The following is a 15,313-nucleotide window of genomic DNA, read 5'->3' on the forward strand; positions in this document are numbered from 1 at the left end:
GTTTTAAACGAGGTCAATTTTATCTATGAATTTACAGATTCAGCATATCGCAAAAAAATTTCATAATGGCACAAAAGCCCTGGCAGATGTGGATTTCTCCGTCTCACAGGGGGAATTTGTCTCGGTGATCGGGCCTTCGGGGGCGGGGAAGACAACGCTCTTTCGCATTCTCAATGGAATGATGGAGTGCACTGGCGGACAGGTGCTTCTGGATGATAAGCGCTTTGATTCTCTAAAAGGAAGGAAAAAACGTGAACTGCAAAAATCCATCGCAACCATTTATCAGGACTTTTGTCTGGTGGAGAATTCTACCTGTCTGAAGAATGTGCTGACTGCCGGACTTCCGGATATGGGATTTTTCCAGGGCGTGTTTGGACTTTATGGAAAAACACGTAAAGAAGAAGCTCTGAAACTGCTGGATCGGGTTGGACTTCTGGAAAAGGCAGAGGAACCGATTAAGAATCTGTCTGGCGGACAAAAGCAAAGGGTGGCAATTGCAAGAGCACTTATGCGGCACCCGGCGATCCTGTTGGCAGATGAACCGGTGGCGTCTCTTGATCCAGTTACCGGGAGACAGATTCTAGGGTTGCTGAAGAGTATTCATGAGACGGATGGTGTCACCATTTTAATGAACAGCCATAATCTGGATTTCTCCAAGGAGTTCTCCGAACGGCTTATTGGTCTGAAAAATGGCGAGGTTGTATTTGACGGTAAGGCAGCTGATCTGACTGATTCTATCACCAGACAGATTTATAACAAAAAAGATACCATGCCAGAGAATAAGCGAGGTGTCGCTTATGAATGATAACAAAACAAGCAAATATTCCTTTGTGATACAATTTGCTGTTCCAATTTCTTTTCTGATTTTGTTTTTCCTTGCAGCAAATTTCACAGACTGTGACCTTGTAACTTTCTGGAAACGAAGGAACCACCTCACCGACTTGGTCGTGGATATGATCCCGCCAGATTTTTCCTATATTCAGAAGATCCTGCTGCCACTTTTTTACACCATTCAGATGTCTGTTACCGGAACGGTACTTGGCATCTTTTTTGCCCTTGTACTCTCGCCTTTTGGCGCTGCAAACTTAGGATTTCCAGCTGTAATACGACGGATACTTAGAATTGTAATCCAGATTCTCCGTTCTTTTCCAGCCTTGATTCTGGCGCTTACTGCTACCTTTCTTTTCGGGCTTGGAACCTTTGCAGGTACTTTTGCCATTACCTTGTACACCTTTGCCATTATGACAAAACTTACCTACGAGGATGCAAGTGCCGCCGATGTAAAAGCTTACCAGGCACTTCGTGCTATGGGTGTTTCAAAGTATGTGGCTTATATCCATGAAATTTTACCAGAGATCATTCCTGGCTTTCTCACCAATGCACTTTACCTGTTGGAAACTAATGTACGGCACAGCTCCATTTTAGGATATGTGGGAGCTGGCGGTATCGGACTGCTTCTCAATGAGAAGATTTCCTGGTTGGAGTATGACAAAGTGGGGACCATTCTGCTGATGCTGTTTCTAACAGTGTGTGTGATTGAATATTTCAGTCGGTATCTGGCCGCCTTGATACGAAAAGAGCGCACAATAAAAAAAGAGCAGGCCAGACTGCTGCTTCTGTTTCTGGCTGCCCTGTTTCTGATCTGCACGTTTACCCTTTCCCTGCCGGATTTTTCCAGAACCAGTCCACAGACTTTGCGAAATATGTTTGCTGGCTTTCTGCAGCCAGACTGGAGCTTCTTTTTCTCGGCTGAAAAAGATGGGCTTGGGTATCTTTTACTGGAAACAGTGTGCATTGCTTTTATTGGAACGGTAATCGGAGCCATTGTATCTGCACCGCTGGCTTTTCTAAATACCAAACGTTTCGTACCTGCTCCTGTGTCCTTTCTTTTTAACCTGGTGATCATGGTAATCCGTTCGGTGCCTTTTCTGGTGTATGGACTGATTTTCATCCGGGTATCCGGGCCAGGAGCTTTCACAGGAGTGCTGACATTGGCCGTATGCAGTATCGGACTTTTCACCAAAAGATTTACAGAAGCACTAGATGCCCTGGACCCTCGTCCCTATCATGCGCTGCTGGCCATGGGGGTCCGTCCTCTTCCCGCCATCTGCCACAGTGTCCTGCCGCAGCTGAAGCCTGTTTTCACCTCTATCATCCTCTACCGGTTTGATGTAAACATCCGTGAAGCTTCCGTTCTCGGTCTGGTAGGCGCAGGCGGAATCGGAGCGCCCCTTATTTTTTCCATGAATCAATATGCCTGGGAAAAAGCTGGTGCAATCATGCTGGGATTGATTCTGTTGGTGTGGTTTATCGATATGGTATCTGAAAAAATCGGAGCTGGAAATTGATGGCCAGCTCCGATTTTCTGTCTTCTGGATCCTGTTTAAAAAATCTTTTAAACCTCGTCGTGAAATTTCCAAAGACTTTCAAGGGATCTTTTCATTCTGTTATTTTTCTAATTTTCTATAATTCTCAGCCTTATCGTACTCCTTATGCACGCCATCATCCTCGTACAAAGTATAACTGCTGCCTTCATATCCCAGCATAGTGAGTTTGGAAGTATCAATATCCTTCACACACTCCGCAGCCTCTGCAACCGGAATACACTTACCACTCCGGATAAACAGAGGCACTTCATTTAAGGCAACCTCCACATAATGAACGCCCTTTTCCAGAATCTCCTCAGAAATACTTCCGTCTGTCAGAAATTTCACAAACCTCATTTCTTCCGGAAGGTAAACATAACGCCCTCTTGCGTTCTGCTCGTAAACCGGTGCGATCATAATCTCATTTCCAAGGATCAGCTGGTCTTCCACCCGGATTGCCATCTTATCATCCGGATAAACAAAGCCAAGTGGTTTGAAATACATATCATCGTTTAAAGCGGCCTTCATGTATTCGCTGTACAGATACGGAACAAGGCGGTATCTCGTATTTACCACATTTCGGAAATCCTCAACATTCTCAAACTGATAGCACTCTTGCTCTCTTGTTCCGATTGCGGAATGGTTACGCATAAGCGGAGTAAATACCCCAAGTGCCATATGGCGAAGCACCAGGTCTCTTGTTGCATCCGCGCCAAATCCGCCAAGATCTGCTCCTGTGTAAAGGAATCCGCACATATTCAGAGACGGCAGCATTTTCAGGTTCAGAAGAATGTGTGACCACCAGGATTTATTGTCTCCCATCCAGATTCCGCCGTAACGGTGCATTCCAATATAGGAGGAACGGGAAAACATCAGGAAGCGCTTCTCCGGATCAATGCGGTCGAATGCTTCGCCTGCTGCTCTTGTCATATTGTAGCCAAACAGGTTATGTACCTTGTCGTGACGGATCTTTTTGCCATCCACATTATGATAAAATCTGCGGTAATCTTCTGGGTTGTTTGCGAGTCCGTTTAGCTCGCCCTGCATTTTCCAAATGTGGATCTTACCTTCTTTATCCTGGTAAAACTCTCCGGCAAGTTTCTTCGCCTCTTCCATTCCCTCTGAGGAATAGAAAATAGCAGGCTCATTCATATCGTTCCAGAAGCCTTCAATCCCCTGGCTAATAAGGAAGCTGTATTTGTCTCCAAACCACTTTCTGGCATCCTTGTTCAGAAAATCCGGAAAATGAGTATCCCCCGGCCATACGGCTGCCACAAAATCACTTCCATCCTCCCGCTGGCAGAAGTATCTTTTTTCCACACCTTCCTCGTAAACCTCATAGCCGCTTTCCACTTTTACACCAGCATCAATAATAGGGATCAGGCGTAGCTCCTGGTCTTTCATCTCTTTTACAAAATCCGGGAAATCAGGGAAATTCTCCGGATTCAACGTAAAGTCCTTGTAGGAATCCATATAATCAATATCCATGTAGATCATGTCCAGGGGAATGTGATTCTCACGGTATCCTGCTGCCACCTTGCGAAAATCCTCCTTGGTGGTATATCCCCATCTGCTCTGTCCGAAACCAAATGCAAATTTCGGGGGAATATAGCTGCGTCCAATCACATGGCGGAACTGCTTTACAATATCATAGGCAGATTCACCTTCAATCACATACACATTCAGGTCTGCATCTGCGCATGTCACTTTCAGAGTGTCCATTCTGGTATATCCGATATCAAAAGTCAGTTCAGAAGGGTAATCGAAAAACAGTCCAAATGTTGTCTTTCCGCTTACAATGATAAAGTTGTGGGCACCATACAAAGAACGCTTGTCTTCCGTATGGTTTGGATCATCGGTACAATTGCTGATATAGCAGTATCCTCTTTTATTGATGCCGCGGTTGGCTTCCCCAAGCCCATAAACAATATCATCCTCATCCATCACATATGTAAAATCAAAGCCCTTTTCCAGGCTGATTTTTCCATAAGGAAAAGCGCCATTCGCTGTTTCAATCTTCTCTGTTACTGCCTCCGTATCAAAAGGAGCTCCGTATCTGTATTTTCTGATCATAACAATCTTCCTCGTCTTTCAAAAAAGAGGCAAAAAATTTTGCCCCTTTAAGTCTGGTTATCTGCTGTCCGTTTCTCGTCCAGTAACCTGTTTATTTATATAACACAAATGCCTCATATGGTTTCAGCACGATTTTACCCTTAAATACTTTTCGGTCAAGGTTTGTAATCAGGCACCGGGAACCTTCAAATTCTGCAGGAACTTCAAATTCTGCTGACTGCTCACTGAAATTGCAGACTGTAAGAAGTCTTTCCTCATCCAGCTTTCTCATATATGCAAAAATCTGGTCATCCTCACGGCAAAGCGGTTCAAACTCACCGTACACAATAATATCTTTCTCCTTGCGAAGAGCGATCAGTTTCTGATAATAATGGAAAATGGAATCCAGATCATCCAACTGACTGGCTGCATTGATTTCTTTACAGTTTGGATTTATTTTAATCCACGGCTCCCCATCTGTAAAACCTGCTTTTTCTGAACCGTCCCACTGCATAGGTGTTCTTGCATTATCACGGCTTCTGAGCATCAGACATTTCATCATGTAATCCGGCTCCATCAGCCCTGCATCTGTCAGCTCTGTATAATACTGAATGCTCTCAATATCCTTATAATCTTCCAGCTTATGGAAATATGCGTTTGTCATGCCAAGCTCTTCTCCCTGGTATACATAAGGGGTTCCCTGCATCATATGAAGACAGGTTACCAGCATTTTTGCAGAAGTCTCTCTGTATGCCGGATTGTCATTTCCAAATCTGGAAACGCTTCTTGGCTGATCATGATTTCCCAGGAAAAGACTGTTCCATGCTTTTCCCTGAAGTTCCTCCTGCCATTTGATCATCGTCTTTTTGAAAGCCTTAAAGTCATATCTGTCAGTGGTCCATTTGCCAAACTCCGCATGCGGGGAAGCATCTTCTACATGTTCAAACTGGAACACCATATTCAGCTCGCCACTGTCTTCCCCGGCATATTTCTGTGCCTCTTCAATGGTAACACCAGAAGTTTCCCCAACTGTCATGATATCATATTTGGACAATACCTCACGGTTCATTTCCTGTAAAAATTCATGGACCCGCGGACCGTGAACGCTGTATGGACCGAAATCTCCATACAGGCCGCTTTTCACTTCTCCATCCGGGAAAGCCTGATCCTTTGAAATCATACTGATCACATCCATACGGAAGCCGTCGATTCCCTTGTCACACCAGAATTTCATCATATCGTAAACTTCCTGGCGCACTTTCTCATTTTCCCAGTTCAGATCCGGCTGTTTTTTGGAAAACAGGTGCAGGTAATACATCTGTGTCTCATTGTCGTATTCCCATGCAGAACCGCCGAATGCACCGCCCCAGTTATTTGGCTCTTTTCCGTTTACCGGATTTTTCCAGATGTAATAGTCACGGTACGGATTATCCTTGGACTTTTTGCTCTCCAGGAACCACTGATGTTCGTCTGAAGTATGATTTACAACCAGGTCCATCAGCACCTTGATTCCACGCTCATGCGCCTGAAAAAGTAGCTCCTCGTAATCCTGCATGGTTCCGTAATCTTTGTAAATTCTGCGATAATCTGAAATATCATAGCCATTGTCATCCTGTGGGGACTCCAGCATAGGTGAGATCCACAGAACATTTACCCCAAGTTCCTTCAGATAATCAAGTTTCTCTATAATTCCTCTGATATCACCAATTCCATCCCCATTGCTGTCATTGAAGCTTTTTGGATAGATTTGGTATACAATACTTTCTTTCCACCAGTTCTTCTTCATTTCCTGGCTGTCCTCCTGATATTCTATATTTATTTTCCCACAGAATATTCTTCCCCGGTACATGACCGCAGTGAAATATCCCCATGGCGCGTATTTGTTTTCTCTATTTTACTGCACCGGCTACTACACCATTCATGATCCATTTCTGACAGAAAATATACACGATCAGCACTGGAAGCAGAACAAGCAGATAAGAAGCAAATGCCAGATTATAATCAACAGAAAACTGTTTTTTAAATACATACTGGGCAAGCTGCAGTGTCTGTTGGCTTTCATCACTTAACAGTACCAATGGCATGGTAAAGTCATTCCATGTCCACATGAAGGAAAGAATTGCTACTGTAGCTGTGGTAGGCTTCAGAACCGGGAAAATGATCCTGGAAAAAATCTGAATCGGATTTGCCCCGTCAATCATGGCTGCTTCGTCAAGTGCCTCCGGGATTGCCTTTACCGCACCTGTGTAAAGGAACGTATTCATAGGCAGACCGAAAATAATGTACAGGAATGTAATTCCGAAAATATTATCCAGGTGAAAAGCATTTGCCTGCACAACCAGCGGAAGCATGATTACCTGGAACGGTATAAACATGGCACTGATAAAGTAATAATACATGAGGGAAAAGAATTTGCTCTTTTTACGGTTTCTTGTGATGGCATAAGCGGCAAAAGAGTTTGTGATCAGTGTAAAAATCAGATTCACCACTGTGATAAATGCTGTATTAAGAAACTTTCTTGGAAAATTTGTCATTACCCAGGCATCTGCAAAGTTCTGAAGTCTGATTTTTCTTGGCAGTGCCAGAATGTTGTTCATATCTGTTGGATCCTTGATGGCAATCATCAGTGCCATATAAAGAGGCAGCAGGATGACAAGTACGATTCCAATGATCAGAAGGATCGTAACAGGCCAGTTGTAACGCTCTTTTACTTTCACTGTATTCTGTTTCATCCTAATTTTTCCTCCCTCTTCTCAAGTACACGCAGCTGGAATACGGAAATCAGTACTACTACAACAAAAAGCATAACCGCATTGGCTGACTGATAAGCGAACTGTCCGCCTCCGAAGCCCTTTTTGTAGATCAATACTGCAATAGATGTTGTGCTGGTTCCAGGACCGCCATCTGTCATAGCCATGATCTGATCGTAAACCATCAGATACCCCTTTGCGGAAAGTACCATATTGATGGTAAAAGATGGTGCCAGCAGAGGGAACGTGATTTTGCTGAATCTTTTGAAGCCGGTCGCTCCATCCAGATCAGCAGCCTCATATACATCTGTGTCAATGGACTGAAGTCCTGCAATGTAGATCAGGGTGTTAAAAGCGCATCCGATCCATAAGGATACCGCAACAATTCCCCAGATGGCATGATTGGTTCCAAGAATATTTACACTTAAAGCTTTGATTCCGAGGCCTTTTCCCAGCTGTGGAATCAGGTTCGCAAAAATATAATTGAAAATAAATCCTACGATCAGACTTCCCAGCATATATGGAAGAAAATAAAAAGCTTTGATTGTGTTTTTAAACTTGATCTTTGCATTTAATGCACAGGCCAGGATCAGACTGATCACGTTTACCAGAATGGTAGTGATCACCGCAAATTTGAATGTAAACAAATATGCATTTCCTGTATCCACATCAGAAAACATATGGATATAATTTCGAAGTCCTACAAAATTCCACTCTCCATATCCTCTCCAGTCTGTAAAACTGTACATAACACCTTTTAAGAATGGAATGGTGTGGAAAGTGAAAAACAGAACTGCAAGAATTCCTACATAAATGTAGTAAACCCGGTTAACAGCAGGTTTTTTCCGTGGGGCTTTATTCTTCATGGAATCCTCCCTTATTTTCTTACAAGGCTGCTGTTCACTCAGTGGCCAGCAGCCTTACAATTCATACGGATCAAAAGGTGACAGTTCACGTTCTTCACCTTTCGCCTGTATTTTCCATCAGTCACATAGATCAGTCTACATTTGCAATGTCATATTTCTCATCACACTGTGCAAGGAACTGATTTATATTCTCCTCGTTGTCCATTCCGTTTGTGTAGTTCAGGCACATTTCGGTCAGAAGCGCAGACATATCAAATCCGGATGGATAGTAATGATCTGGGAAGTTTGCAACCTTTCCAGCTGCAATATCTTCTTTCACACCTGCCACTGTCTCATTCTCCTGCTCTACACCTTTTACAGCTGAGAAAGCAAACTGATCATCAATGTACATTTTTGCATTTTCCGGCTCAAGCATAAAGGATACAAATTCTTTTGCCACTTCTTCATTTGCACTGTCTTTGCATACGCCAAGAAGTATATCTACACCAGAGGTTACATAGTTCTGGGATTTCTCATTGGAAGCCGGGAGTGCAAACATATCCACATTGATATCTGCATTTGCATTTTTGTACTGGTTGATTGCCCAGTTTCCATTGATGATCATGGCTGCTTCGCCATTTGCAAAAGCTTTATTTCCATCATCATAGGTAAGTCCCATAAAATCATCCTGAGCATAGTCAAGAAGCTTCATATATTTTTCTGCAATTTCCTCGTGTGTTCCAACGAATGTGGTCTTGCCGGCTTTACGGTCATCATTGAAGCTCTCCGGAGCAAGGTCAGATGCAATACTGTTCCATGGGCAGTTACTTGTCCAAGCATCTTTGTATGTCATAAGAAGTGGCTGTTCACCTGCATCCTGAAGTTTCTCGAGCACATCAATGAATTCATCCCATGTTTTTGGAATCTCAATTCCATGTTCTTTGAATTTGTCAACGTTATAAATGACACCGGAAGCGTTTGTTGCATAAGGAACGCCATATACCTTCTCTTCTTTGTCCTTGTTTACATCATATACCATCTGAAGGTAGGATTCCTGAATGTTGGAAACGTAATCTTCGCTGCTTAAGTCTACCAGCATTCCGGCACTTTCCACCTCTGTATAGTTGTTGTCACCGCCCATTGCTACGATATCAGGCATATCATTCTTTGCCATTCTGGTCTTTAATACAGTTCCTGCATCAGCCGGAGCTGTGATCTTGATTGTCACGTCCTTATGAGTTTCATTAAACTTATCTACCAGCTTCTGAAGAATGTCCTTGTTTTCGGCCTTGCTGGAAAAAAGCTCCAGTTCCGTTCCCTTTGCGGAAGATTCTCCCTCAGAGGAGCTGCCGCATCCGGTAACTGTACCAACCAGCAATGTACCTGCCATTAATGTGCAAATAAGTTTCTTGTTCATCTTTCTTTCCTCCATTATTTTACTCAATGAAGGCTGCGCAGCACTTGTTTATTGAAAGCTTTCCTGGACACGTCTGTCCTGCTTTCCTTTCGGTGGCTTCATAATATCGTAACTTTCCAGCAAAATCAATAGGTTTCTCGAGAAACTTAAATTGTAGACAAACTTTTATTTTGTATTTTGTGCATATTGTATAGTTTTATATCATGAAGATTCATGAGTTCTCAGATTGTCCCCCCTGTCTTATAATTTCCCCTGATAGCAGGGATTTCATGCAAATTGTTTTCTTTATGTAACAGGAATCCAAACGTAAGCTTCTGTTACGAAAAAAACAGTCAGGCTCCAGAGCGTGTTTGAAAAAGGCTTTCTGCAAGATGTGCGTCACAATTTGTGGGAGATTACGCCCGGATGAGGGCAACGTAGCGGGCTACGGCAACCGAATTCGGGTGAAATCTCCCGCAAAGTGGGGCGTGCAGATTGCGGGAATGATTTTTCAAACAGGCTCTATAGCCTGACTGTCTTCTCTTCAAATTCTTTTGAACGATCTGTTCATATTTTCACAGAATCTCTTTTTACAAGGTACACCGGACTTTTTATATTAAACTCTTTTAACTGCTCCCCGGCAACCATCCGAAGCAGGCGGCTGAACGCCAAATGTGCCTTCTGACCTACATCCTGATGAACTGTTGTAAGTCTTGGACGGACCATTCTGGCATAGATACTGTCGTCGAAGCCGGTAACAGATACCTGTTCTGGAACCTTAATCCCATGATCTGACAAAAAGTTCATGGCCTCAATTGCTGCATAATCTGAGGAAAATGCCACTGCTTTTACCTGCAGAAAACGCGGAAGAAGTTCTTTATATTTCTGGATACGGCGGTTTCTTTCCCCCGGGATCACGATCAGACGAGTGCGGCTGCAGAATTTTCCTTCTTTTTCCATAGCCTGCTTAAAGCCCATCCAACGGCTGTAATCACTGTCAATATCTGTTTCTGCAAGAAACAAAGCTTTGTCAAAACCGCAGGAACAGAGGTAACTTCCAATCTGATAGCCGCCTGAATAATCATCCACTCCCACATTCTGGAAAAAATATTCTCCTGCGGGATAGGCATCTATGAGAACCATTTTCTTATTCAGCTTTCTGGACAATTTCCGATATTTTTCATCATTATATCCCAGAATGATCAGTCCTTCTACATTCCATCTGGAAGCAATATCCACCACGTTCTGGATATTCTCCCCTCCGATCAGCATGACATAGTATCCTTTCATTTCAGCTTCCATCTGAATGGTTCCTACCAGTTCTCCTACAAAGGAGTCCTGCAGGGAGTACATTCCATGAGCCTGGGCAAAACCAAGTACCACGCCTATGATCCTGGAACCATGTCCGGACAGCATAACGGAACCCATATGCGGAACATAATTCTGTTCTTTCAGGATTGCCGTTATTTTATCAATGGTTTTCTGGGAAACTCTTTTCGTATTGCCATTTATTACATTTGATACGGTAGTCCTGCTCACTCCCGCCATATCCGCAATATCCTGAAGCCGGATCATCTGATTTTCCTGCTCATATCATGCCATTCTTCCCCGCCCCAAGCGGAACCGGAAATTCCGTTGTCGGTGTAGTCCATTTTTTTGTACATCTCTACTTTGTTATCCAGACAGGTCAGGTACAGGCATTCGCGTCCTCTTTTTTGCTCTCTTTCCACATATCGTGTCATGATTTCACGGGCAAGCCCCTGGTGGCGATACTCCGGAAGAACATCAAGCCCAAGGAGCATAACGTTCTTTCCTTCCGGGTTGTGAAGAGTACTATCCGTAAAAAATTCATCACGAAAAACTGCTTCGTCTGTTGCCACCCCATTGAGAAAGCCGGCAACTTTACCTGTTTCTTTATCCACTGCAACCATAAATGTCTCTGGTGCATTTGCCACTCGTTCTCTCATACTCTTGGCAGAGCAGGCCTCATTTGGCGGAAAACAGATCTGCTCGATCTGAATCACCTGATCTAACTCCTCTGGAAGAATGTCTCTAAATTCGTATTTGGTTGTCATTTTTTCCTCATCCTTTTATATTTCATGCGCTCTCTCCACTTTAATAGGGAAAAGACCGTAAACTCCTTTTTATTATACCTCTGCGTCTTTTTTCCGTCAATGTAATAACGGCAAACGGCATACCTTGAAATATCCCTTGAAGTGTCCCGGAGGACTTCATCGCCGTACTTATCAATCATCCGTACCAGAAAATCAATGCACCGCTCAAATTCAATATTCTGTTGCATAAGCTCCTTCAGTCATTGTTTTGATCTGAGCTTATTTTACAGAACCTGCGGAAAACCACATTGAATAGAAATTGATTGTAAATTGACACAATCACTTTAAAAATATCCGCATTTTCTTAAATCGAATATACGTTCGTGTTATGATAGATATACTCAATCTTAACTACGAAAGGGGAATTTCTATTGAATCGATGCGATTTTTCTTCTATTAGCACTTGTTTAAAAAACCATATCAGCGAAAGTAATCAAATGAGTCAGCCTGATTTTTTATACGAATTATTTGAAGATTTTATGGATGATCCGGCAAATCAGGATTTTTCAATGGATAATGGTCTGGTTTGTCGTTGGCTGACCGGTCAGACTAAAATCAGTCCTAAAATATCCGCTTACTATTCCAAGCCATCCAACCAGAGAAAATTAGCCCATATGTTTAATGCATGGAATGGAAGTAGATTATTACAAAAAGCTATTTCAAACAATAGGAAATATCTTAGATCTGATTGAAAAAGATGTGCGATACCCAAAGTGGCTTGCAACGGTTAGAAGATTTGCCGGAGCACCGCCGGGATTCTGTTCGAACAATTTTCTCCCATCCTGACTGTGTCCTGCTTCCGTAAAATCAATCAGCAATTCTCCCAATGCCACGATATCAACTTTTTCTTCCATTTTTCAGTTCTTCCACAATCTCGTTATAACGTTTTTTATTTAACCGGTAGAAAAATAATACAACCGCAGTCACAATCCACAGTGCACCTGGAATCGTCGTAAATGCATGTTTCATAATTGAAAGTACAATTGCATTTTGTGTCTGATTTGCAATATAACCATATTTTCCAAGTAATCCTGCTAAAAGTGCTGTTCCAACTGCCATTCCGACTTTATTTCCAAGTGAAATAAATGCATACTGAAAACCATCATTTCTAAGTCCGGTTTTCCACTCCCCATATTCCACACAGTCTGGAATAATTGCATAGATTGCGGTATTAAATCCAGAGAAAAAAAACTGTGTGAGACCAGATAATGCATAAAAAATAGCCGGTGATTCTTTGGCATTGAAGAAAAACATAGTCAACATGAAAATTCCTGTAAATAAAGCAAAGAAAGATGCTGTTCTTCCTTTGTTATTTAACTTGCGGAATAATGGTTGAAAACAGGCTGCCCCGATGATAGAAGGAATAATGATGCACATCGAATAAGTTGTGTAGTAGGAGGCATTCCCTTCCACATATGTAAAGTAATACAGAATATCTGCGTTTCTACCATACAGTGTAAATCCAAATAATATCTGTCCTGCCAATGCAAGAAGATATGGTCTGTTCTGCATGACTGCTTTCAATTGTATCTTTACAGAAATTTTTTCTTTTTCCGGAGTAAGCACTGCCTCTTTCGTCTTCGCAAAGCAGAAGAAATGACAGGCTGTAAAAATACATCCATATATGACCGCAACCGTCAGATATCCTGTCTTTGCACTATGACTGCCGAATTTGCTGAGCAGTGGAACTGTGATAATATTTATCACACCAATTGCAATCATCGCTGCAACCGAACGGGATGTATTTATTTTTGCACGTTCATCAATATCCTGTGTCATAGCACCACACAAGGTTCCATATGGAATATTCACACAGGTATACCCCAAAACCAGCAGACAATATGTAATTACCATATAAATGATCTTTCCATTCTGCGGCCAGTCGGGTCTTGCCCAGAATGTCATAACAAGAAGAATCGCTGTGATTGGTGCCGCTACTAACAGCCATGGACGGTACCGTCCCCATCTCGATTTTGTTTTATCTGTAAGTCCCCCGACGATTGGATCATTGATTGCATCCCAGAATCTTGAAAAAAGCATAAGTGCTGACACAGCCGCCATACTGATTCCGAACACGTCTGTATAAAATATCATCAGAAAATTACTGACGAACATCCAGCTGAAATTACATCCAACATCACCAAACCCATATGCAATCTTACTGATCAGCGGTACTTTTCCATTTTTGTTTTCGCTTCCCATATGTCTCTCCTATTTTTATCAGAGTTTCTGACAGAACTCTATTCTTTCCTCATTTGGTCCCTTAATCATAAAATACTTCACACCATTTTCCCAAAATGGTAGTTCTTCGATTCCGTCTGTAATAATTGTGTATTTTTCATTGCAGATTTTCTGATACATACTTTCAATGTCTTCCACATCAAGTGCAACATGTTGGTATGCACCGTCTGACATTGCAGCCTGCCCATTTTCAAAAGTCTCTATACAGTAATTTTTTATCTGTAAAAATGCCACTTTTTCCCCTGCTTTTTCATTATAAGACTGCATAATCACTTCAAATCCAAGACTCTTATAAAACTCAACTGTTTTCTGTAAATCGTTTGTCGGAAGCCCGACATGGGCAACTCCGACAATTCCATATTTATTTTCCATACGAACTCCTTACTTTTCACTGACGTTGATAATTACTTTCATCGTTGTCTCGCGGTTATCATCAATATACTGGTATGCTTTCAGATAATCTTTAAAAGCAAATGTCTTTGAGATGAGCGGTTTCAAATGAACTTTGCCCTCATTTACCAATCTGATTCCATCTATATAATCATCATGGCGGTACATCATCGTGCTCTTAATGTCAAGTTCGTGGTCATTTGCCACTGCAAGATCTACTTCTGCCATTCCTGCAAAAACAGCCACCAGTACAATCGTGCTTCCTTTTCTTGCATATTTAATTGCCTGTCCCATTGTGATATTGTTTCCGGCACAGTCGTAGATCACATCCGCCTTGTCCGGTCCAAATGCTTCGAGCATTGCCGCACTGAAGTCTTTATTTTTGGTATTCACACACACATCAATTCCACATTCTTTTGCCTTTGCCAGTCTAAGATCACTGATATCTGTGATCATCACTTTCGCTGCCCCCATTCCTTTTGCTGCCTGTGCCACGAGATTTCCAATCGGTCCTGCTCCAAGAACTGCAATATTCATGCCAGCCACATCACCTATCTGTTTTACACCATGAACTGCCACAGCAAGAGGTTCAATCATAGCGCCTTCTTCATAGGACATATCTTCTGGAATAGGTGTTACTTTAGATGCATCCACTGCAAAATACTCAGATGCTGTTCCTGTCGTCTGAAATCCCATTACTTTTAATTCCTCACAGAGATTATACTTTCCATGACGACATGGATAGCAATGTCCACAATATACCTGAGGCTCTATCGTCACCTTCTGTCCCACATGAAACTCTGTGACATTTTTTCCAAATTCTGTAATCTCACCGGAAACCTCATGTCCTTGTGTTACCGGATATTTTGTAAACGGATGTTTTCCATGATAAACATGAATATCTGATCCACAAACACCAATATTCATAATCTTTACCAAAACCTGATTTTCCTTTACCTCCGGAACCGGAACCTCTCTGAAAATAATTTTTCCTGGATTTGTCATTACCTGTTGTAACATAATTGTTTCCTCCTTTTTCATGTCGTTTTATTTTATGTTTTATAAAATGTTTTATTAAAGTAATTACATTATTACAATGTAAACACAATTTGTCAATATGTTTTTTCATATTTTTATACATTTCATAATTTTAAAATAC

At 42.1% G+C, this 15,313-nt stretch carries 13 protein-coding genes and 2 pseudogenes; 4 read left to right on the forward strand and 11 right to left on the reverse strand.

Going from position 1 to position 15,313, the window contains the following annotated elements; all coding sequences use genetic code 11:
* Positions 1 to 25 precede the first annotated feature (25 nt).
* Together phnC and phnE are read left to right on the forward strand one after the other, a co-directional pair.
* Positions 26 to 805 (forward strand): phosphonate ABC transporter ATP-binding protein, encoded by a 780-nt coding sequence (gene phnC, locus PGQ38_RS09890; protein WP_204453739.1) that lies wholly within the window; start codon positions 26 to 28, stop codon positions 803 to 805.
* Positions 798 to 2,348, forward strand: a complete 1,551-nt coding sequence (phnE, locus tag PGQ38_RS09895; protein ID WP_204453741.1) for a phosphonate ABC transporter, permease protein PhnE — start codon at positions 798 to 800, stop codon at positions 2,346 to 2,348. The genes phnC and phnE overlap by 8 nt, the downstream gene beginning before the upstream one ends.
* A 99-nt stretch (positions 2,349 to 2,447) precedes the next feature.
* Here the strand turns inward: phnE and PGQ38_RS09900 are convergent, their stop codons facing one another.
* The 5 genes from PGQ38_RS09900 to PGQ38_RS09920 all read right to left on the reverse strand — a co-directional run bounded on the left by PGQ38_RS09900 (position 2,448) and on the right by PGQ38_RS09920 (position 9,430).
* On the reverse strand, positions 2,448 to 4,439 hold the full coding sequence (locus PGQ38_RS09900; protein ID WP_173716329.1) for a glycoside hydrolase family 31 protein: 1,992 nt from the start codon (positions 4,437 to 4,439) through the stop codon (positions 2,448 to 2,450).
* 91 nt (positions 4,440 to 4,530) lie between these two features.
* Positions 4,531 to 6,204, reverse strand: a complete 1,674-nt coding sequence (locus PGQ38_RS09905; protein WP_270431532.1) for a glycoside hydrolase family 13 protein — start codon at positions 6,202 to 6,204, stop codon at positions 4,531 to 4,533.
* 103 nt (positions 6,205 to 6,307) lie between these two features.
* The gene (locus PGQ38_RS09910) at positions 6,308 to 7,150 is read right to left on the reverse strand and encodes a carbohydrate ABC transporter permease (RefSeq protein ID WP_173769318.1); all 843 of its coding nucleotides are present in this window, start codon (positions 7,148 to 7,150) and stop codon (positions 6,308 to 6,310) included.
* Positions 7,147 to 8,034, reverse strand: a complete 888-nt coding sequence (locus PGQ38_RS09915; protein ID WP_226836902.1) for a carbohydrate ABC transporter permease — start codon at positions 8,032 to 8,034, stop codon at positions 7,147 to 7,149. The genes PGQ38_RS09910 and PGQ38_RS09915 overlap by 4 nt, the downstream gene beginning before the upstream one ends.
* Positions 8,035 to 8,164: 130 nt before the next feature.
* Positions 8,165 to 9,430, reverse strand: coding sequence for an ABC transporter substrate-binding protein (locus PGQ38_RS09920; protein WP_204453745.1), 1,266 nt, complete (start codon positions 9,428 to 9,430; stop codon positions 8,165 to 8,167).
* Between the two features lie 371 nt (positions 9,431 to 9,801).
* On the opposite strand from PGQ38_RS09920, the gene PGQ38_RS19935 reads away from it, so the two are divergent.
* Complete coding sequence (locus PGQ38_RS19935; RefSeq protein WP_334304071.1) at positions 9,802 to 9,942, forward strand: DUF6783 domain-containing protein; 141 nt, start codon at positions 9,802 to 9,804, stop codon at positions 9,940 to 9,942.
* A 34-nt stretch (positions 9,943 to 9,976) separates the two neighbouring features.
* Here the strand turns inward: PGQ38_RS19935 and PGQ38_RS09925 are convergent, their stop codons facing one another.
* Positions 9,977 to 10,984, reverse strand: coding sequence for a LacI family DNA-binding transcriptional regulator (locus tag PGQ38_RS09925; protein WP_173771802.1), 1,008 nt, complete (start codon positions 10,982 to 10,984; stop codon positions 9,977 to 9,979).
* Entirely contained in the window at positions 10,981 to 11,484 is a 504-nt protein-coding gene (locus tag PGQ38_RS09930) for a GNAT family N-acetyltransferase (protein WP_173769321.1), read from the reverse strand. Before PGQ38_RS09930 ends, PGQ38_RS09925 begins: the two co-directional genes overlap by 4 nt.
* Positions 11,485 to 11,960: 476 nt before the next feature.
* On the opposite strand from PGQ38_RS09930, the pseudogene PGQ38_RS20985 reads away from it, so the two are divergent.
* Positions 11,961 to 12,137 (forward strand): annotated as a pseudogene (locus PGQ38_RS20985) (tetratricopeptide repeat protein); the annotation flags it as partial.
* A gap of 78 nt (positions 12,138 to 12,215) precedes the next feature.
* On the opposite strand, the pseudogene PGQ38_RS09940 reads toward PGQ38_RS20985, so the two are convergent.
* The 4 genes and pseudogenes from PGQ38_RS09940 to PGQ38_RS09955 all read right to left on the reverse strand — a co-directional run.
* A pseudogene (locus PGQ38_RS09940) lies at positions 12,216 to 12,377 on the reverse strand (carbohydrate kinase); the annotation flags it as partial.
* A complete protein-coding gene (locus PGQ38_RS09945; protein WP_118581281.1) occupies positions 12,361 to 13,725 on the reverse strand; it encodes an MFS transporter in 1,365 nt (454 codons plus the stop codon). The pseudogene PGQ38_RS09940 and the gene PGQ38_RS09945, both read right to left, overlap by 17 nt.
* 18 nt (positions 13,726 to 13,743) lie before the next feature.
* A complete protein-coding gene (locus PGQ38_RS09950; RefSeq protein WP_117760520.1) occupies positions 13,744 to 14,136 on the reverse strand; it encodes a VOC family protein in 393 nt (130 codons plus the stop codon).
* A 9-nt stretch (positions 14,137 to 14,145) separates the two neighbouring features.
* Positions 14,146 to 15,174, reverse strand: coding sequence for a zinc-dependent alcohol dehydrogenase (locus PGQ38_RS09955; protein WP_204453746.1), 1,029 nt, complete (start codon positions 15,172 to 15,174; stop codon positions 14,146 to 14,148).
* Positions 15,175 to 15,313: the final 139 nt, after the last annotated feature.

The organism is Blautia faecis (genome assembly GCF_027662325.1).
GTDB lineage: Bacteria > Bacillota > Clostridia > Lachnospirales > Lachnospiraceae > Blautia_A > Blautia_A faecis.